The following is a 20370-nucleotide window of genomic DNA, read 5'->3' as shown; positions in this document are numbered from 1 at the left end:
TTTTTAACAATAGATAGTTTTATTATGCATACTCTTCTTACATTGTAATTATTTTTTTTAATTTTTTTACAAAATCAACTTACTAGATATTCTTGTCAAGAAAGATTAAAATATTATTATCAGATACAATTCAAATACATTGACAGAGTTGATTGTAACAAAAAAAAGAAAACTGAGTAGTCACAAATAGTCTCATACTGCTTGTGTAAGGATTTCTAATGAATTAAATTATTCTTTTTATTGATTATTTAGTATTTAAATATTAATTTTTCTTAAATCAATGCTTCAAATAACAGAAATGTTTTGTAAACAAAGTCAGTTTTCAAAAGAAGTTTTTATACTAAAATGAAAAAATTAAATGGAATATCTATCAAATTATTTATTACTCAATATGTATGGTAAATGAATTACCTACTTAACTCAGATTTATTTACAGGATTGGTTGCTATGACAGAAGGAACAGGATTGACCTTTTATCTCCCCTTAATGCGCATTCTTAATTTGCATCAAAACGATGCTCATTTAGCACTAGAGCAGTCATTTAAATTTCCTCGGGTATAGACTCGCCATCAAGTCACTGCAAATACACAAATCGAATTTTAAACATTTCATCACAATTATATTGCTTAACGTGTCATATTTCACATAATATTAAGCAATATAAAAATAAATATTTGGAATCCCATATGACTAAAAAGTATGCGAAGTTTTTACCTACCGCTGACGACTTTACTCTAGAGAATTTTCCTTTTTTTTGGATCACTCAGGTTTATTCGCAACATGTGCAAAAGGTCGATCAAGTCCTAAAAAAATACGGATTAGATAATTCTCGTCGTCGTATTTTACTTGCTTTAAAATCTAAACCAAATGCTAGCGTATCCGATCTTTCCGATATGGTCGTATCGAAAATGTCTACAACGACAAAGATTGTTTATCGTCTTAAAGACGAAGGGCTCGTTAACACCTATTCATGTGAAGATGATGCTCGTATAACACGTGTTGTTCTTACCGAAAAGGGCAATGAAATGACACATAAAATCAATGATTTGACTAGTGCTGTACTCGAACAATCCTTTGAAGGTTTAACACCCTTACAGATTGAAAAAATGATGGACAGCTTAAAACATATTTTTAACAATCTTAACCGTTAATTTATAAACCATAAAAAAGGGTTTCCAAATGAAACCCTTTTTTTATATTTAGAAAAGATCAAACATGTTCAACTGAGCTGTTATTTTCTCTATTTTTGCTTTAGGCACATGTGAACATTCAAACTCCTCAACTGGGAATCCCTGCATAAATTGAGTCATTTGATGTGGCTGTTTTAAGCTTAGCCAATGATCAAGATACTCATGTGGAATGATGACAACTGATCGTTTTACATCACCAGGTTCATGAAACTCTTTCATCATAGGGTGGTCTATTGCATTCATCGTCAGCATTGCTGCAGAACGAATGAATTCGTTATTGATTTTACAAATTTCATAAATTGCAGCAATAAAGAAGGCTTTACCATCTTTACGCCTCACACCCCATCGTTGCGGTTTATTTTCAATATATTTACTTTCATAAAACTCAGTGACTGGAATAACACCAAACTTACATTTATAAGCCGCATCTTGAAAGCTTGGCTTTTCAAAAATAGTCTCATGTCTAGCATTATAAGTACGCTTAGAGGCACTTGCATCTTCAGCCCATTTCGGCACTAAACCAAATAACACTTCTCGCCATTCCAATCCATGTTCAGATTTAAACAATAACGGAGTTTTATAACTAGGATAAACCTCTTCCAGATATTCAAATGGAATTTGTGGCAAGCCCAATTGCTGTAGTTGCGACAAGGTTAGAGGTTTAAAATTGGCACACATTTATTGAATCCGATAGATGCTTTCTTTCATATCACAATGAACTAGAATTCTCATTTCAGTCACAAAATAACTATTAGAATCTGCAACTTCAATATTATAGACATAATCATAGCGGGCTTCATCACCGTCATACGGAATAAATCATTCTATTGAATCTCAATTCTTATACTTATCTAAATACAACCTTATTCTTTTTGTTGTTAAATTTTTTCTCTTATAAAAACAAAGACCTTTCAAAATTGAAAGGTCTTTGTCAAATTCACGCAACTAATCGAAATTAATCACCTGTATAACCTTTAAGTTTCAAACGTGCAGCATGTAACAATGGCTCAGTGTAACCTGAAGGCTGAACACCACCCTTGAAGATTAAATCAGAAGCAGCTTGGAAAGCGATATTATTATCAAAGTCTGTTGCCATTGGCGTATACAACGGATCATCAGCATTTTGACCATCTACAATTTTAGCCATGCGCTTCAACACTTCTTCAACTTGCTCGCGTGTAACGATACCGTGACGCAACCAGTTTGCAACGTGTTGTGAAGAAATACGCAATGTTGCACGGTCTTCCATTAAACCAACGTTATTGATATCTGGAACTTTAGAACAACCTACACCCAAGTCGACCCAACGAACTACATAACCCAAGATACCTTGACAGTTATTTTCAAGTTCATTGTTAATTTCTTCAGCTGACCAGTTAGTCTCTGGAGCAAACGGAGGCGTTAACAAATCATCTAGAGAAAGCATTTCTTCTGCTTTCAATTGATCTTGGCGTGCTTTTACATTCACTTGATGGTAATGCATTGCATGGAGTGCCGCACCTGTTGGAGATGGCACCCAAGCACATGATGCACCTGCATTTGGATGTGCAGCTTTAGTTGCCAACATATCTTTCATGCTGTCTGGTTTAGGCCACATACCTTTACCAATTTGCGCTTTACCTTGTAAGCCACACTCTAAACCAATTGCTACGTTACGATTTTCGTAAGCTGCAATCCATTTTTGTGTTTTTACTGCTTCTTTACGAACAACTGGTGCTGCTTCCATAGAAGTATGGATTTCATCACCTGTACGGTCCATAAAGCCAGTGTTAATAAAGATCGTACGGTCTTTTGCAGCCGCAATACAGTTTTTCAAGTTAACTGATGTACGACGCTCTTCATCCATAATACCGATTTTTAAAGACTTCGCTGGTAAGCCAATTGCTTGTTCTGCACGTTCAAACAATTCAACTGCAAATGCAACTTCTTCTGGACCATGCATTTTTGGTTTAACGATATACATTGAGCCTTTACGAGAGTTTTTGTTCTCATTTTGACCACGAATATCAGCAACACTGAGTAATGGCGTTACTAAGGCATCCATAATGCCTTCAAAGATTTCTTCACCATCAACTAAAATTGCAGGGTTCGTCATTAAATGACCGACGTTACGTAGAAGCATTAACGAGCGACCATGTAAAGTTGTCGTACCACCAATCAAGTTTTTAATTGTACGGTCTTTATTTAATGTACGAGTAATGGTCTTGCCATTTTTCTCGATTGATTCTTGTAAATCACCTTTCATTAGGCCTAACCAGTTACGGTAGCCTTCTACTTTCTCTTCAGCATCAACTGCTGCAACAGAGTCTTCTAAATCCTGAATGGTTGTAATTGCTGCTTCAAGAACTAAATCTTTCACACCTGCCGCATCAGTTTTACCCACTGGGCTTGTTGCATCAACTTCAATAATGACATGTAAACCATTGTTCAATAGAACAACTTCAGAAGGGTTTGCTTCTTCACCATTAAAGCCAACGAATTGTGCTTCATGTGCTAAACCAGTTGTAGAACCATCTTTAAGTGTTACAGCTAATTTGTTATTTTCCACCGCATAACGTGTTGCGTCAGCATGTGAACCTTGTGCAAGCGGGAAAGTTTCATTTAAGAAATTTTTAGCAAATGCAATAACTTTATCGCCACGAACAGGGTTATAACCTTTACCTTTTTCAGCGCCACCTTCTTCAGGGATCACATCAAAACCGTAAAGTGCATCGTACAGTGAACCCCAACGTGCGTTTGCCGCATTTAAGCAATAACGCGCATTACGCACAGGTACAACCAATTGTGGTCCTGCCAATAACGCAATTTCTTCATCAACATTTTCTGTGCTGATCTGGAAATCTTCTACTTCTGGTACCAAGTAGCCAATTTCTTTAAGGAAAGCTTTGTAAGCTTCTAATTCAAATGTGTTGTTGCGGTGCCATTCATCAATTTTAGCCTGAAGATCTTCACGCTTTTCCAAAAGCGCTTTATTTTTTGGGCTAAGATCGACAACGACTTGCTCAAAGTTTTTCCAGTATGTTTCGCTGTCCAAACCAGAACCTGGTAAAGCTTCATTCTCGATAAAATCGTAAAGTTCTTTAGCAATCGCTAACTTACCCTTTTGAATACGTACAGTCATTGTCTTTCCTGATATTGCTACTTTTTATAACAAGAGATTCCAGTATACCTATTTATACTTTTCTGAATACGAATATCACATTCCTAAATAGTAAGCATTTTCTGTGCAATAAATATTGACATCATCAAATAAAATCCTATTTAGTTTGTATTATCACGCTCATGAATACTCTTTTTACAGTGTATTAAGTTTTTGAAATGCCGAAATTAGACTTAAGTTCAGAACATCTATCAAACTCATCCCAATTACTTATTTTCATTTCTTGTTTGATCTGACGCATTTTCCATATACAAGCAAAAATGTTGATTTAACATACAATACTTTTAGCCATAAAAAAACGCCAATTCATGGCGTTTTTTGCTTATTCGTTAAAATCTTTGGCAGATTTCTCAATGAGTCGGTGTTCTGAATGCAAATAATCATCGGATTGCATTTCAAGTAAGCGTGAACGTGTCCGCTCAATTTCGAATGCTAGTTTTTCACCCTGATAAATATCAATAATCGTATCCTCCGAAGTCAGCAATAATTTGACTCCACGGTCATAGAATTCATCCACTAAATAGATGAAACGACGCGTTCCCTCAGAAAGATAATCGGTCAAATGTGGAACATTACTCACCAATACCGTGTTATAGATATTCGCAATTTCAATAAAATCGGCTGGGCTGCGAGGTTTCAAGCACAGTTCAGAAAACTCACACCACAATACATCCTCGGTATGGCCAATTGTTTCCACCAAGCGATTATTAATTACAATCGGCTCTTGCGACTGAAGTTGTGTTTGCGTCAATGCTGTAAAACGCTGAGCTATCCAAACTTTATGATCATGTGTTAAAGGATGCTTAAACAATTGTGCCTGCTTAAGTACACGCAAACGATAATCCACACCCGCATCTACGTTTAAGATGACACAGTTTTTCTTCACCATCTCAATGGTTGGAATAAAACGATCACGATGGATTCCATTTTTATACAAACCATCTGGAGCAATATTTGATGTCGCAACCAAAGTTACACCACGGCTAAACAACTTCTGGAATAGCTCACTCAGAATCATTGCATCCGTGACATTGGTAACAAAGAATTCATCAAAACAGATAATCACGGCATCTTTATAAATCTGATCCGCAACCGCATCTAGGGGATTACGCTGACCAGACAATTTATTTAGCTCACGATGCACATGCTGCATAAAATGATGAAAATGCATGCGTGTTTTACGACGGAATGGAATCGAATCATAAAACTGGTCCATTAACCATGTTTTACCGCGACCCACCCCACCCCACATATAAACACCTTGTGGAGATGTCTGACGACGAAAGCGACGAAATGCCTTCTTTGATGCCTTATAGCGCTGAATCAGTTCTTGCCAGACACGGTCTAATTCATGTACGGCCTGTGCTTGAGCTTCATCAGGCATAAATTGCCCAGAAGCCAAAGCTTGCGCGTAACGTTCAGCTGGTGATAATGGAGCAAAGGCGGTGCTGTGAAGATTTAAATCCGACATATCTTGATTACTATTTTGGTCTGACGAAAGTATAACGAAAATTAGGGAACAATAAATAAAACTTTGGCATGAGTAACACTACTTGGAATATTGCCGAGGACTGCGTCCAAACCAACGTTTAAAGGCATGGTTAAATGCCGCTGGTTCAGAATAGCCCAATAATTCAGCAATCATTTCAATGGTGTACTCCTGATATTCAATTAACCTCAGTGCTTTTTCCTTAATTAATTGTTCTCTAATCTGCTTATAACTACTATTTAGCTGCTGCAACTGATGTCTCAGTGTGCGCTCTGGAATATGTAATGCTTGTGCTGTTTCCGCCATTGTTGGAATAACACCTTGCTGCAAGTCCAAATAGTCCTGAACGCGCTCCACCAAATCGGGTACTGCTGATTGCTGAGACAATCGCTTCATTTCAGCCTGACATTTATAATCATAAATACGGAATGTCATTTGATCAGCCGAAGGAATTTTAATCTCCAAAACAGCCTCATCAAACCAAAATGCAGCATAAGGCTTTGAAAAGGTAATATCCATCCCATAGTATGCTTGATACATTGCCAAAATCTCAGTATTTTCAGGCGGATCAAAGGGTAACTCAACTTTTAGCTGAGGCACGCTTAGCCCCATCTTCTTATACAACTCCTGAATAAACTTATATGTACCCGCCAATTCAGATTGCGTACGTAGCATATTTAGCTCATCAGTTAAATCATTGGCTTCATAACACAATGCCACCTGATGATTTTGAAATTTTAAACTCAGTTTAGCTGTAAGATGTGTTAGCGGCTGATATGCAATCACTTTTTCAAGGGCAACTCTAATATTGTCACTGGTCACCAATAGCATCAATAAAGGACCATACCCTGCTAACGTATAATGTTGCCCAATATTTAAGCCTTGCTCAGACGAAATATGCTCACCCAAGACCATCAATACATCACACTCTAAACTGGGGTGAATAATCGCAGTCGGGTCCAAGGTATCGACACTTAAACCAATGCCTTTTAACTGCTGATCAACATCAATCCCAGCTTTACGCATCGCTTGTATTAAATACATGAGACTGAGAATCGATCTTTTCATATTTGTGTCAATAAAGATAAGAACCCTTTTTTAACTCAATTCCCCGTATTTGAAAATTGCCGAATCTATCAAACTACAATCGTATATAAAGATGTAGGATTTCGTGCCGCCCGAATCTAATGTCAAAATTTCGATCATATCGATATCAACCACTGCAACATTTGCATACTTAGGCTATGATGGCACAACCTCAAAATATCGCTTTACCTATGCAAGCATTTATTCTTATATCTCAGCTTCTTTTGTGCTTAGCCACTGGATATTTCTTTGCAAAAAAAATTCCAAGTAGTCTAATTAAACTATGCTTTAAAATCTTACCTTATTTTTCTTATTTGCTCTTGATTGGGATTAGCATGGAATTTACCCATGCGCTTGAAAATATTCATGGCTCTTCTCAAATATTAAGTATTGCAACCGCATTGGCTTTTTTTACGACTATAGGGTCATTTTTATGTTGTTTTGCTCTCTATAAATTTATTGGGATACAACCTGTTTCTGGCAAAATTTCACTGGCATTGTTATTCAAGTCCTTCATTAGCATCTCCTATGCGTGTATAGCCCTAGCAGCAGGATTTATTTTAGCTAAATTACTGGAAAATATAGAAATTCCAATCCAAGTAAATACATGGTATCTACTTCTGGTTTTCATGTTCTTGATAGGACTCGATCTTGCATTCAGCCCATTAGATCGCTCTTGGTTAAATTTTAAAATTCTTTTAGTGCCTATTGGTTGTATTGCTGGTTCTATTATTGGAGCCTTACTGTGTAGTATTTTTCTAAAACAACTACAATTGAAAGATCTGATTATGCTATCTCAAGGTTATGGTTTCTACTCCATGAGCGGAATTGTTGTTTCAGAACTTAAAAATCCTGCTCTAGGCAGTATTGCGCTAATTAATGATTTATTTAGAGAGATTTTTGCAATCATTCTCATGTATTGTATTGGCTGGCGTTATCCGCGTTCAGCAATCGCTTCAGCAGCAGCCACCGCAATGGATGTTTCTCTTCCAATGGTTAAACAAGCTTGCGGTAATGACTTTATCCCCCATGCAATGGTCAGCGGTTTTATTCTCTCTATTCTTGCCCCTATTGCTGTTAGTGTACTTGCTGCACTTTAAAAATAAGACATCCCTTGGTATTGATTTTAAGAATGAACACCAAGGGGATTAATAAAGTCGAACCAAATGCCCTACAGGTCTATATCAATATTACCAATAATATCACCCACAGCTTCAATAATGGCAGATCCGATATCTACCAAATCCATTCCAGATGACCAATCAGTAGAAGAGCCTTCTTTCTTTTCTTCAAGTAACTTCGCTTCTTCTAACGTGTTCTGTAACGTGGCAACATTCTCCGCTTCACCAATCTCATCAAGCTCTAACATTTTTTATTTACCACCTATTCACCTTTTTAATAGTGTATTCATACAAAAAAGCCTTTCACTAGAAAGGCTTTTATCAATTATTCGTAATATTAAAGATTACAGTGTTACCAAAATATCTTTTAAGGTTTGACGTGGATTCTCAGATTTTGTAATTGGACGACCAATCACTAAATGTGTAGAACCATCTAGCATTGCTTGCTTTGGTGTAACAATTCGCTTTTGGTCATCTGCATTAGCCCCCTCAGGACGAATTCCAGGTGTCACCAATGCAAAATCCTGCCCCAACAATTCGCGCAACATTTTTGCCTCTTGCGCAGAACACACCACACCATCCAAACCTGATTCTTTGGTTAATTGTGCCAAACGCTTAACCTGTTCAAATGGCTCAACATCCAAACCAATATCACGCAAGTCCTGACGTCCCATAGAAGTTAGAACAGTCACAGCAATCAACTGAGTTGCATAATTCCCTGCTTTTAAACGCTCTACGCAGGTTTCCATCATTTTACGGCCACCTGATGCATGCACGTTAACCATCCATACACCCAAATCCGCAGCTGCACAAACTGCTTGTGCTGTGGTATTTGGAATATCATGAAATTTTAGGTCCAAGAAAACCTCAAACCCTTCTGCATGCAAAGCTTTAACAACAGATGGTCCCTCATGAGTAAATAACTCTTTACCAACTTTTACTCGACATAATGCAGGATCTAACTGCTCTGCAATGTGCAATGCATCAATTTGGCTTTTAGCATCTAGTGCAACAATGATACTCAAGAGAATTTACCTTTGATTAGACAAAAAGAAAGCCCATTATAATGGGCTTTTATTATCGTTTGTTACATCAAATACAGTTTTTTCATGCCTTGCATTTGCAGCAGCTTCAGCAGCAGCCAATTGCGCAGCCTGAATTTGTTCTTTACGCAGGTGATCGATATCTTTACGTAAGCGCTTAATCTCCCAACTTGTTTGAAACACGCGGAATACTTGCACACCAAGTAATAATCCGACCACCACACCTAAGGCTAAAGTCAGTAATAGAACCAAACCTAAGCGCATAGCTGGAACTTGTGTAAATAACAAATCGACAGTGACTTCGGTACCATTCTGTAAAACCAAAGCCAATGAATAACCAAATAAAATGATTAATATGGCGACCAATACATAACGCATATACACCCCACCTATTATTATTCTATAGCTTCATTCACTGCGTCACGTAATGCTTTACCAGGTTTGAAATGTGGAACTGCTTTTGCTGCCACTTCAACAGATTTTCCTGTTTTCGGATTGCGACCAATTCGTGGCTCACGATGATGCAATGCAAAGCTACCAAACCCACGAATTTCAATACGACTATCAGATGAAAGGGATGCAATCATTTGATCAATCATGATCTTAACAGCCTCTTCTACTAACGGCTCCGCTAAGTGCGGGTTTTTTAGAGAAATACGCTCAATTAAGTCAGACTTATTAAGTGCTTCAGTAGTCATCGGCGACCTCTTTAATTATCAAGCTACTTGTACCTAAACTGATAATAACCTGTTTAAATACAAAACGGTAGCGCAATAATTAAATACTACGCTACCGTTTACAGTATTTGTGTAAAAAGTATTAGTTAAATTACATTAACAATACAATTTATACGACCTACTTAGTGGTTCATTTGAGCTTTGATCAAGTCACCAATAGTCTTAGGACCATTGTCTTGAGATGCAGATGCAGTCTTCAAGTTAGCAACAGCTTCTTTCTCTTCAGCTTCGTCTTTCGCTTTGATAGACAAGTTGATAGAGCGAGATTTACGATCAACGTTGATGATTTTCGCTTCAACTTCTTGACCAACTTCTAAGAATTTAGTTGCATCTTCAACGCGATCACGGTTGATTTCAGAAGCTTTTAATTGAGCTTCTACTTCGTCAGCTAACTTAACAGTAGCGCCTTTAGCGTCAACTGCAGTTACAGTACCTTTAACCAAAGCACCGCGTTCGTTAGCAGCTAAGAAATCATTGAATGGATCGCTGTTCATTTGCTTGATGCCAAGGCTGATACGGTTGCCTTCAGCGTCTACAGACAAGATAACCGCTTCAACAGTATCACCTTTCTTGTAACGACGAATTGCTTCTTCACCTTGTTCGTTCCAAGAAATATCAGACAAGTGAACTAAACCGTCGATACCACCTGGTAAACCGATAAAGATACCGAAGTCAGTGATAGATTTGATCGTACCAGAAACTTTCTCGCCTTTGTCGTGGTTCTTAGCAAACTCTTCCCATGGGTTAGCACGAGTTTGTTTGATACCAAGAGAAATACGACGACGTTCTTCATCAACTTCAAGAACCATAACATCAACTTCATCACCAATCTGAACAACTTTAGATGGGTGGATGTTTTTGTTTGTGTGATCCATTTCTGAAACGTGTACTAAGCCTTCAACGCCTTCAGCGATTTCAGCAAAGCAACCGTAGTCAGTTAAGTTAGTTACGCGAGCTTTAACGATAGAACCTTTAGGGTAACGGCTCATGATCGCTAACCATGGATCTTCGCCTAATTGCTTAAGACCTAAAGATACGCGGTTACGCTCTTTGTCAAATTTAAGTACTTTAACAGTAACTTCTTGACCAACTTCAACAACTTCTGATGGGTGCTTGATACGTTTCCAAGCCATATCAGTGATGTGAAGAAGACCATCGATACCGCCAAGGTCAACGAACGCGCCGTAGTCAGTAAGGTTCTTAATAGTACCTGTAACTGTTTGACCTTCTTCAAGCTGAGCAAGAAGAGCTTCACGGTCAGCTGAAGATTCAGCTTCCATAACAGCACGACGAGATACAACAACGTTGTTACGTTTTGCATCAAGTTTGATTACTTTGAATTCTAACTCTTTACCTTCAAGGTGAGTTGTGTCACGGATAGGACGAGTATCTACCAAAGAACCTGGTAAGAACGCACGAACTGGACCGATGTCAACAGTGAAACCGCCTTTAACTTTACCAGAGATAACACCAGTAACGATTTCGCCATCTTCAAAGATTTTTTCAAGTTTAGTCCAAGTTTCAGCACGTTTCGCTTTTTCACGTGATAAAACAGTTTGGCCCATACCGTTGTCAAGAGCTTCAACAACAACATCAACTGTATCGCCAACTTGAACTTCAAGTTCACGTTGTTCGTTTAAGAATTCAGCACGGTCAACTACGCCTTCAGATTTAAGGCCAGTGTCAACTGTTACCCAGTCAGAGTCGATGCTTACTACAACGCCTTGGATGACAGCACCCTTTTCAACGTTGAGGTTTAATTCGCTTTCTTCAAAGAGGGCTGCAAAAGATTCGGTCATGATATACCCGATAAAGTATGCGGTCTTGGATCAGACAAGGCCGTTTTAGTTAAGCGTCTACATAGTCCGTTATAAACTGATCAAGCTATGCTTTCGCTAAAAATTTCTTTACTTCGCTAACTGCTTGTCGATATATTGAGTCATAAGATTAAACACTTCATCAATGTTTAATTCAGAGCTATCAATAATCAAAGCATCTGCTGCGGGTCTGAGTGGAGCGACTTCGCGTTCCATATCTCGTTTATCGCGAGCTTCAATATTAGCTAAAATGTCGTTTATTTTAACATCCAGCCCCATGCCCTGCAACTGTTTTACCCGACGCTCAGCTCTGGATTGTGCTGAAGCGGTCAAATAAATCTTCGCTGGCGCTTCTGGAAAAATTGAAGTTGCCATATCGCGACCATCTGCAACCAAGCCTGGCGCTTGTGCAAAGGCACGCTGGCGCTCGAATAATGCTGTTCTAAGCACAGGAATTGCAGCAACTTTTGAGGCAAACTCACCCACTCGCTCCGTACGAATAGTTTGAGTGACATCTTCACCATCTAACAAAATTTGTGTTTCATTTGGGGTTGTTACAAATTGTATGTCTAAATTTGTTGCAATTTCAGCACAATGATCAAGATGGGAATCAATTTCTTCCAATAAGCCTTGTTTATGCAATGACAGGCCTAGCAACCGATATAAAGCACCAGAATCTAATAAATGAAATTGATAATGTGCAGCTAATTTAGCCGCCAAAGTACCTTTACCCGAACCGCTAGGTCCATCAATCGTAATAATTTTAACTGTCATTGCTTTTCCGTTGTTGCCTTATACAGATTTCGCGAGTTTAGAAAAACCTAGTTTAATCGCAGATTTGAGCTGCGCAAGAATTAATTTATTCACAAAAGGAACACGTGCTTGTAATTCAATCGTATAGGTGACTAATGTTGAATCAGGCGTTAATGCTTCAAATTCAATAATCCCAAGATGGTGCTTAATGAGAGGGTTCTGAATAATTTTATATTCAATACGCTGGTTTTCTTGCATTAAAGTTATTTTTTCACGTAATGGCTTTACAGGACCAATCCCCATTCGACGAACCGAACCTAAACCATCAGGTCTTTGCGAATCATTTGAGTCGATTATTCGCTCGACTTGAATGGGAGCAAAAGCAACATTATACGTTGCATGTTTTGCTAATAAATCAAAAACTTGTTGAATTGGCGCTTCAAATTTCTTCTTTACTTGGATTGAATTCATACATATATCCATTTTGACAATTTTTATTGTCATTAGATTTTACATGAATTTATTTAATTAATCTGAACCCTGAAGTTTTTCTTGTCTTTTTTGTTCTCTCTTCTGCTGACGACGCATTTTAAAGAAATCACTTAGCTGTTGAGAACATTGATCCTGCAAACATCCAGAAACCACTTCAAACTGATGGTTATAGTAACCTGTTTCCAATAACCTACGTGCACTCACCAAAGAACCTGCTTTGGGTTCGGTTGCAGCAAATACCACCTTTGCAACGCGTGAATGTATTAATGCCCCAACGCACATTGTACAAGGCTCTAAAGTGACATATAGAACTGCATCAGAAGGCAAACGATAATTTTGCAAATTAAGGCAAGCTTGTCGGATTGCTTGTATTTCAGCATGTGCTGTTGGGTCGATTTTTGAAATAGGTGCATTATGTCCCATTCCAAGAATTTGATTCTGACTCACTAAAACAGCACCCACAGGAATTTCTTGTTGTGATGCAGCTATGGCAGCCTGCTCGTAAGCAAGCTGCATCCAATATTCATCGGAATAAAGTTCAAACTCAGCCATTCAATTAGGCAATCACACCATACTGTTTCAGCAATTGATTCCAGCTTTCAATCGTTGTTACAGGCGGGTTTGCAGATAAAATTCCTTTTAGGGACAAATCTGTTCCTTTTGTCCATTCAGGTGCTAAATCTTTATCTACCAAACGTGCACGTACACCTTCCACAAAGTCTGCATGGCGAATTTTCCAATCAGAAATTTGCGTTTCTAATTCAAATACTTCATTCCAAGAGTGAATCTGCTTACCCCATTGCCATAATAGCCAAGTGAGTGCAGCAGTTGCAGGCGACCCTTTTTGTAAATTTTCACTGGCTTGACGCAGCCAATCGCTACGCGCATCACGTAAACCTATGATTGACTCATAATCATGTTCAAAATTCACACCACGACAAACACTTTGAATCACATCCAGAGAGTTTTGTAATGGCCCGGGTCCAACAGGTCTATGTAGACTATTCAAAGTGTCATCAATTGCACGGAAATCACCTGCTGGGTAATGTCCCCAATCAATATTGATGAGCTTATCTAGCACTTTATCACGATGTGCATCACAAATATGCGTCGCCCAACCAATACTATAAGCACCAGCAGCCGTCATAATCGAACCAGTCAAACCAGTAAATAATCCAATCGCTCCACGATCTGCCAAGAAACGTGTAGCCCCAACATCAGGATATAAACCAATATTAATTTCAGGCATGGCTAAACGTGAGTATGGTGTCACCATACGGAATGGAGCGGCCATAAACAATCCTAAGCCACCACCCATGACATAGCCTTCACCCCACACCAATACTGGCTTTGCATAATTATGTAAAAGCAGATCAAGGGCATATTCTTGTTCAAAGAATTTATTTGCCGTATCAACTTCTGCATTAATCACCAGTTGGCGCAATTTACGTACATCTCCACCCGCACAAAATGCTTTTGGTGTGGTTGAATCCAACCAAATAGCTTTTACTTGATCGTCATGATGGAAATCTTGAAATACTTCCAATAATGCCGTGACGATTGATTCATCTAAAGCATGTAATGACTTTGGGCGATTCAAACGCACAATACGCCAGCCATTAATCGCTTCTTGTACGAGGATGTCAGGATGATAATTTTTTACTACGGGAGAATGTGTCATGCGTCCAGCTGCCAATTTATAGGCTCAATGCCATTATGTTTGAGATAATTATTTGTTTTCGAAAAAACTTTGCATCCAAAAAAACCACCACGATTTGCAGCCAATGGAGATGGATGTGCTGCTTTTAAAATGAGGTGCTTATTTGGATCTATTCTTTGCCCTTTACGTTGAGCATATGCGCCCCAAAGAATAAATACGATGTGTTCACGTTGTTCATTTAATACATCAATAACATGATCGGTAAAATTTTCCCAACCACGCTTTTGATGTGATGTCGGCTGACCTGCTTCAACGGTAAGTACACTGTTTAACAAGAGCACCCCTTGTTCCGCCCAACGGGTTAAATCGCCATGCCGAGGAATTTCTACACCAACATCCGCATGTAACTCATGAAAAATATTACGTAAGGATGGAGGTAATGCAACACCTCTTTGCACAGAAAAACTTAAGCCATGCGCCTGATTTGGTCCATGATATGGGTCTTGCCCCAAAATCACCACCTTGACTTGCTCTAAAGGTGTCATATTAAACGCATTAAAAATCAAGCTATTCGGCGGATAAATTTCTTTCTGCGCTTGTTTTTCTGACACCAAAAAATCTCTTAACTCATCCATTTTTGGGCTGAGTAAGAAATCACTGAGTCCATATTTCCAACTGGCTTCAAGCTGAACTTTGTCCAACTTGTAGAGTTGTTGATCGGTATAAGACATGCTTATTTCCTAATCCCTTTGAATTCTTTCTTAGTTTTTAAATTAAATTTTTACTTGTAAATCCACACTTGGATTTTGGAATTTAAAGCCTTGTTTCAGCTTGTCATACATTAATGGGTCAGTCCATTCTGATTGTACTTGCTCAGAAAATATAATTTCGTCTAGGCGTAAAATTCCCATTTGCTCATTTTCAATATCTTCTATAAAGCTTTGTGCATAACCTGTATCAGTTTCATGCACAATTACTGAATAAACTTCAACATCACCTTCACCATTTTGTGTTTCAGTCGATGCTAAAATTTGCTGTGCTAAAAAGAAAAATATTCTGGAAAACTGTTCTGCTGATGGCGAAACTGGTAATGAGACCCAACGTGCACTAAATTTTTGACATGCTTGAATATATTCCAAGTCATCATGTTGCCAAAAACAAATCGCATGATCGAAACTGTCAAAAATATCTTTGATTAAACCTTTAAGTAAACCAAAGTCATATACCATTTGACCATGATCCAACTTCGAAGCTTTAAGTAATAATTCAACTTTATAGCTATGCCCATGAATCGAACGCTTGCAGCGATCTGATGTGCAATTTCGCACTATATGCGCATTCTCGAACTTAAATAACTTACGAATTAACATGTGCCTTAATGGTATCAGTCATCAATGAAATAATGCTAATTATAGAACAAAAGTGACCCAAAGCACATTAATTTTCCCATTTATCATGATCGGTCTATTCTGATTTACTTATTCAGGAGTAAGAGAACGACTTAATACTGAAATTTTCTTATCTTCTCTCAAAAAAAATGTCTGAAACTTCCGCTTCCTTTCACTGAGCATCACTTCAATTTTGGCACGAAAATAGCTCGACTTGACTCCAAGTAGACCTTGCACTGAGCTCTGTATATCCGAATTAACCTGATTAAAAGGCTCTAACTTCCAGAACTCTTCTAAATTAGAAAAATGCTCCATATTCTGTCGCTTGGTTTCCAATGCAGCTTGGACTGCTTTTACATCTAAATGCTCACCTAAACTCGCCAATACGATTGTAGGTGCAGTATTCACATTCACTTTGGCATCTTTCACCGATATAGCACTGACGTAGGGTGCAATTTTCAGGTAATTTTCACCTTCAAACCCTCGAACCATTTTTAACTCATCCACCGCATGAAATTTAGTATTTGGAGGCAAATACGCATTATTAAGCCCACGATAATAGCTTTCTTCAGCTCCCATCGGCCCAACATTTTCATTATCAGCATCTTGCCAATCAATCACAGCTTCACTTAATTCTGCTGTTAACCCCACATTCACAAGTAATCGCTCAAACCATTGTTTTGCTGCCACATTGACTTGTCCTGAATCATCCACCAGATTATTCAGATTAAATTTACCTGATTCGTCATAGAGTTGCCCAGTCACGTAGCCATCTTCAACAGGGAATGCAGGCATAGGTTTTGCCCAGTTTTCTTGTAAATAGTCCACATCACCTGCATTTTCAGCATCTTCTTTTAATATTTCCGCAAAAAAAGTTTCCGCACTTTTTGCATACCACAATGATTGATTCTGTCTCATCAAATAAGCTGTATTATCTGCTGTAAACTTTTGACGTTGACCGATCGTTGCAGCCAAAATAGTAGCTAAAGCCACCATCACCAATATCGTGATTAATGCGATACCTTTTTGCTTATTCATTTGACATCCCATTGTGTGCATTCATGAACATTGACTGCGCTTTAACTCTTTTGTTTCTGCTCTAAATAATCTGTATTCAGCAGACTAAATACCCATTCATAGGCCACACCATTGACCGTTAAATTTATTTTTATTCCCTTTGGTAGTTTCTTTTTTTGTACCAAATCATCTTGCTGTTCTGCAAATTCAGGCCAAGTCGTGAGTTCATTCGGGTTCAATACTCTCACCTGAAATTGCTCAACATTTTCAAGCAATACACTCGACTCAGGTTGTATCTGTGTTGCTGCATTTAAACCACGTGAACGTAATCGATTTAATCGTTGTGTATCTGCCTGATATTGATATTGGATACGTTCCTCTGCTGGAATACCCTGTAATAGCGGATCTGTGACGCCTATTTTACTAAAAGCAAAACGTTCATTCTGCAAAACCAAAGCAGGTTCAATTTCACCATTTATATTTGAGGTCAACGGTGCAATCTGAATACTATCTTTTAAAATCTGCTGATAGGCTTGTTGTAAATTCGCCAGTTTTTGTTCATGTTGAGCATTACGTTCTTTTACTTTTATTAAATAATCAAAAACTTTCCACCCCAAAGCAGATAATACTGCAAAAATTGCAATAGCAACTAACAGCTCGACCAAAGTAAAACCAGCTCGTTTGTGCATAATTATGTTCTATTATTAAAAAAGACCAGATGGGTAACTCCCGCTTCCGCCTTACCAGTTTCTGTATTAAACAACCGTACTTGTATTTCTACCCGTTGCACATCTGGGCTAATTGTGGATTGTGCGCTTTTCTCTACTTGCCAATGCTCACCCTGCTGGGAAAGTTGTTCGGATTGAGTGCCATCCAACCATTCACCTTTAATTTGCATTTCAGCAATTTCATTCTGTGCAACAAACTGAGCTTTCGTTCGTAAAATTGCCTGTGCTGTTGCTTGCGTATATTGTATTGCGACTTTGGTCAATGCAATTGCCGCTGTTGCAAAAATCGCCAAAGCCACCATGACTTCTAATAGTGTAAACCCTTTAGATTTCATTCATTTTACCTAAATGGTCAATTTCAATTTCAGGTCCAATCGGTTGCTGCGCAAAATAAAATTGTATTCTGACAGGTTTAACTTCGCCATTACCCAACCAAATTAACTGGGGTGCCTTAGCATCTAACAAAGTTGAATTCTGTGCCTTATCATATTGATAATCTGTCGATTGTATTTGAAAGCTAACATCTTCCGGTAAAGACTGTATTTTAAAAGCAGAATACTCAGTCCACGTGGGCTGATTCTCAACCATATTTACTTCAGTTTGTGCAGGATGATATTCAACAACGGTATATCGAAAAGGGTTTACATCTGTTGCTGGTTGTACATTCAAAGCCAAAACAAGCGATTGATCGTTCGCCTCACGAGCAATACGTTGCAGATTCATCATGAAAATTTCACGTGCTTGCATGGCTTTACGCTGATCAATTCCACCAAAATTCATCATGATTAATGATGTCACAATAGCGACAACCACAATGACCACCATTACCTCAATCAGTGTAAAACCTCGACTCGAAGCATATTGATGGTATTTCATGATTTAAATGTCTACGAATTGACTTGTTTGGGTAATGCAAGAGCTTGATCAATATAAGCAACACGTAAAGTATCACGCGAGCCAAGATAGCGCTGATAGAAGCTAGAATTCAAAATCGCAGCAGCACCATGAGTCAAAGACCAAATTGACGCCAGATAATCACGCACAGACATTAAACTCTGAATCGAATCCAAATAGGTTTCTGTCATATTGATAATGAGTCGCAAGCGATGACGTCGCACTTTGTATAACTCACTGAATAAGTGCTGAATACCTTGACCTGTAATTGAAAGACGCTCTTCTATTTGATGAAAAAGTACGGTGCGCTCAGGATGATGAAGATGATGGAGCATGAAAAATGCAAGGTGTTCTGGAAAAGCTTTTTCCGAATCCATAATCATCTCTAGTAACATACGCTCATTACGAATAATGAGCAGCATATACAACTCATCTTTACTTTGAAAATGTTTGTAAAGTGTACCTTTGGCTAAATCTAGCTCGGCGGCTAAAGCATCGAGTGTCATGCCTGATTCGCCATTTTCTAGCAATAGTTGCTCAGCCACTTGAAAAATTAAAGTTTCTCTTGCTCGAAACTGAGCTTGACGATCCATCTTCACTCTACACTCTCTTCAATTCTTATATTCAGTCTAAAGCCACACAATCTATTACTTTAATTGCAGCAAGTTTTCAAAATTTTGTGTGGTAATCAATGCTATTTCTTCCAGCGACTTATCATATACATCAGCCAAGGCTTTGGCTACATATGGCACATATTTTGGTTCATTTGTTTTACCACGATAAGGCACAGGTGCAAGATATGGACTATCCGTTTCAATCAGTACACGGTCTAAAGGAACTTGTTTTGCAACATCTCTTAAATCCTGTGCATTTTTGAAAGAAATAATGCCTGAGAAAGAAACATAATAACCACAGTCTAAAACAGCTTTTGCTGTCGGCCAGTCTTCTGTAAAACAATGCAAAATACCATGTGTTGATTTTTCTGCACGAATAATATCAACTGTGTCATGCTTCGCTGAACGGGTATGTACCACAACAGGTTTTTTCACAATTTGCGAAGCATGAATGTGCCGAGCAAAACATTCTTTTTGGGCTTGAACAAAGTCGGTACTATGAAAATAATCCAACCCTGTCTCACCGAGTGCCCAAACCTTCTCTGCTTGCGCTAACTCCACCAGATATTCAGTTGTTGCTCGCGCCATGGTCGCCGCATCTTCACATGGATGTACACCCACGGTATAACCCACATCAGCATGTCTTGCTGCAATTTGCGCTAAAGCAATATGGTCATCTAAATCGACCGAGATACCCATAAATTTGGTTACACCCGCTTCGCGGGCTTGTGCCAATGCCATATCCAAATTTCCATCATATGGAGTTAGATCTAGCATAGTTAAATGACAATGAGTATCTACAAACACAATTTTTTCCTATTTTTCAACCACTTTACATGGTGTAACTATAACGACCTTCAGCTTTAAAGCCTGCCAGAATTTTTTCAGCTTCGGTTTTGAAGTAAACCCCTTTTTCACCCGATAATTGCATACCAAAACCTTGTGGTTTAATGCCATTTTGTTTCTGTGATATCCAAATCACTTTACCCGTTAAGGGAATTTTCTGAGATTGTTCTGGCAATGTCGTGAGTACGAAAACCTCATCACCTAACTTAACTGCTTGTTTTGAAGGAATGAATAAACCGCCGCCTACAACATAAGGCATATACGATTGGTACAAGGTTTCCTTATCTGGAATATTTGCCTGAATAATACCGCCCATACGTGGTTGCATTGTTTTC

At 38.4% G+C, this 20370-nt stretch carries 25 protein-coding genes; 2 read left to right on the top strand and 23 right to left on the bottom strand.

Annotated features, from left to right (window positions below):
* The first annotated feature begins 686 nt into the window (after window positions 1–686).
* Window positions 687–1151: a MarR family winged helix-turn-helix transcriptional regulator gene (locus tag F4W09_RS11820; RefSeq protein ID WP_016167703.1), complete on the top strand. Its 465-nt coding sequence runs from the start codon at window positions 687–689 to the stop codon at window positions 1149–1151.
* A gap of 48 nt (window positions 1152–1199) precedes the next feature.
* Here F4W09_RS11820 and F4W09_RS11815 read toward each other — a convergent pair whose 3' ends face one another.
* The 5 genes from F4W09_RS11815 to F4W09_RS11795 all read right to left on the bottom strand — a co-directional run bounded on the left by F4W09_RS11815 (window position 1200) and on the right by F4W09_RS11795 (window position 6907).
* Window positions 1200–1868 carry an SOS response-associated peptidase gene (locus F4W09_RS11815; protein WP_151504914.1) on the bottom strand — a complete coding sequence of 223 codons (669 nt, stop codon included), beginning with the start codon at window positions 1866–1868 and terminating at the stop codon, window positions 1200–1202.
* Window positions 1869–2006, bottom strand: a complete 138-nt coding sequence (locus F4W09_RS17470) for a hypothetical protein (RefSeq protein WP_104442381.1) — start codon at window positions 2004–2006, stop codon at window positions 1869–1871. It abuts the gene before it with no gap.
* Between the two features lie 139 nt (window positions 2007–2145).
* Window positions 2146–4311: a malate synthase G gene (locus F4W09_RS11805; protein ID WP_151504913.1), complete on the bottom strand. Its 2166-nt coding sequence runs from the start codon at window positions 4309–4311 to the stop codon at window positions 2146–2148.
* Window positions 4312–4672: 361 nt separating this feature from the next.
* Window positions 4673–5821, bottom strand: a complete 1149-nt coding sequence (gene zapE / locus F4W09_RS11800) for a cell division protein ZapE (protein WP_016167700.1) — start codon at window positions 5819–5821, stop codon at window positions 4673–4675.
* A gap of 78 nt (window positions 5822–5899) precedes the next feature.
* Complete coding sequence (locus F4W09_RS11795) at window positions 5900–6907, bottom strand: AraC family transcriptional regulator (protein WP_151504912.1); 1008 nt, start codon at window positions 6905–6907, stop codon at window positions 5900–5902.
* Window positions 6908–7116: 209 nt separating this feature from the next.
* Here F4W09_RS11795 and F4W09_RS11790 point away from each other — a divergent pair, with 209 nt between their 5' ends.
* A complete protein-coding gene (locus F4W09_RS11790; protein WP_151504939.1) occupies window positions 7117–8025 on the top strand; it encodes a LysO family transporter in 909 nt (302 codons plus the stop codon).
* 71 nt (window positions 8026–8096) lie between these two features.
* On the opposite strand, the gene F4W09_RS11785 is transcribed toward F4W09_RS11790, so the two are convergent.
* The 18 genes from F4W09_RS11785 to F4W09_RS11700 form a co-directional block, all read right to left on the bottom strand.
* Window positions 8097–8294 carry a hypothetical protein gene (locus F4W09_RS11785; protein WP_151504911.1) on the bottom strand — a complete coding sequence of 66 codons (198 nt, stop codon included), beginning with the start codon at window positions 8292–8294 and terminating at the stop codon, window positions 8097–8099.
* Window positions 8295–8390: 96 nt separating this feature from the next.
* Window positions 8391–9071, bottom strand: coding sequence for an orotidine-5'-phosphate decarboxylase (gene pyrF, locus F4W09_RS11780; protein WP_151504910.1), 681 nt, complete (start codon window positions 9069–9071; stop codon window positions 8391–8393).
* A gap of 36 nt (window positions 9072–9107) precedes the next feature.
* Window positions 9108–9467: a lipopolysaccharide assembly protein LapA domain-containing protein gene (locus F4W09_RS11775; protein WP_044740024.1), complete on the bottom strand. Its 360-nt coding sequence runs from the start codon at window positions 9465–9467 to the stop codon at window positions 9108–9110.
* A gap of 17 nt (window positions 9468–9484) precedes the next feature.
* A complete protein-coding gene (locus tag F4W09_RS11770) occupies window positions 9485–9787 on the bottom strand; it encodes an integration host factor subunit beta (RefSeq protein ID WP_016167694.1) in 303 nt (100 codons plus the stop codon).
* A gap of 161 nt (window positions 9788–9948) precedes the next feature.
* Window positions 9949–11625, bottom strand: a complete 1677-nt coding sequence (gene rpsA / locus F4W09_RS11765; RefSeq protein WP_016167693.1) for a 30S ribosomal protein S1 — start codon at window positions 11623–11625, stop codon at window positions 9949–9951.
* A gap of 108 nt (window positions 11626–11733) precedes the next feature.
* On the bottom strand, window positions 11734–12417 hold the full coding sequence (gene cmk, locus F4W09_RS11760; protein ID WP_016167692.1) for a (d)CMP kinase: 684 nt from the start codon (window positions 12415–12417) through the stop codon (window positions 11734–11736).
* Between the two features lie 18 nt (window positions 12418–12435).
* On the bottom strand, window positions 12436–12867 hold the full coding sequence (locus F4W09_RS11755) for an SRPBCC family protein (RefSeq protein WP_016167691.1): 432 nt from the start codon (window positions 12865–12867) through the stop codon (window positions 12436–12438).
* Window positions 12868–12924: 57 nt separating this feature from the next.
* Complete coding sequence (gene tadA / locus F4W09_RS11750) at window positions 12925–13440, bottom strand: tRNA adenosine(34) deaminase TadA (protein ID WP_151504909.1); 516 nt, start codon at window positions 13438–13440, stop codon at window positions 12925–12927.
* Window positions 13441–13444: 4 nt separating this feature from the next.
* A complete protein-coding gene (locus F4W09_RS11745) occupies window positions 13445–14569 on the bottom strand; it encodes an enoyl-CoA hydratase/isomerase family protein (protein ID WP_151504908.1) in 1125 nt (374 codons plus the stop codon).
* Window positions 14566–15279, bottom strand: coding sequence for a uracil-DNA glycosylase (gene ung, locus F4W09_RS11740; RefSeq protein ID WP_016167688.1), 714 nt, complete (start codon window positions 15277–15279; stop codon window positions 14566–14568). The genes F4W09_RS11745 and ung overlap by 4 nt, the downstream gene beginning before the upstream one ends.
* A gap of 42 nt (window positions 15280–15321) precedes the next feature.
* Window positions 15322–15918 (bottom strand): 6-pyruvoyl trahydropterin synthase family protein, encoded by a 597-nt coding sequence (locus F4W09_RS11735; RefSeq protein ID WP_151504907.1) that lies wholly within the window; start codon window positions 15916–15918, stop codon window positions 15322–15324.
* 108 nt (window positions 15919–16026) lie between these two features.
* Entirely contained in the window at window positions 16027–16974 is a 948-nt protein-coding gene (gspK, locus tag F4W09_RS11730) for a type II secretion system minor pseudopilin GspK (RefSeq protein ID WP_151504906.1), read from the bottom strand.
* 41 nt (window positions 16975–17015) lie between these two features.
* The gene (gspJ, locus tag F4W09_RS11725; RefSeq protein ID WP_044740030.1) at window positions 17016–17642 is read right to left on the bottom strand and encodes a type II secretion system minor pseudopilin GspJ; all 627 of its coding nucleotides are present in this window, start codon (window positions 17640–17642) and stop codon (window positions 17016–17018) included.
* A 2-nt stretch (window positions 17643–17644) separates the two neighbouring features.
* Window positions 17645–18016, bottom strand: coding sequence for a type II secretion system minor pseudopilin GspI (gene gspI / locus F4W09_RS11720; RefSeq protein ID WP_151504905.1), 372 nt, complete (start codon window positions 18014–18016; stop codon window positions 17645–17647).
* Window positions 18006–18557 (bottom strand): prepilin-type N-terminal cleavage/methylation domain-containing protein, encoded by a 552-nt coding sequence (locus tag F4W09_RS11715; protein ID WP_104442220.1) that lies wholly within the window; start codon window positions 18555–18557, stop codon window positions 18006–18008. The genes gspI and F4W09_RS11715 overlap by 11 nt, the downstream gene beginning before the upstream one ends.
* 11 nt (window positions 18558–18568) lie before the next feature.
* Window positions 18569–19168 carry a TetR/AcrR family transcriptional regulator gene (locus F4W09_RS11710; protein WP_044740033.1) on the bottom strand — a complete coding sequence of 200 codons (600 nt, stop codon included), beginning with the start codon at window positions 19166–19168 and terminating at the stop codon, window positions 18569–18571.
* A 54-nt stretch (window positions 19169–19222) separates the two neighbouring features.
* Window positions 19223–19996, bottom strand: a complete 774-nt coding sequence (locus tag F4W09_RS11705; protein ID WP_151504904.1) for a TatD family hydrolase — start codon at window positions 19994–19996, stop codon at window positions 19223–19225.
* A gap of 25 nt (window positions 19997–20021) precedes the next feature.
* Window positions 20022–20363: a PilZ domain-containing protein gene (locus tag F4W09_RS11700; protein WP_016167680.1), complete on the bottom strand. Its 342-nt coding sequence runs from the start codon at window positions 20361–20363 to the stop codon at window positions 20022–20024.
* Window positions 20364–20370 lie beyond the last annotated feature (7 nt).

The sequence above is a fragment of the Acinetobacter tandoii genome, assembly GCF_008867985.1.
Lineage (GTDB): Bacteria > Pseudomonadota > Gammaproteobacteria > Pseudomonadales > Moraxellaceae > Acinetobacter > Acinetobacter tandoii.
Note: the sequence above shows the minus strand (reverse complement) of the source record. Positions and strands in the feature narration are given on the sequence as shown.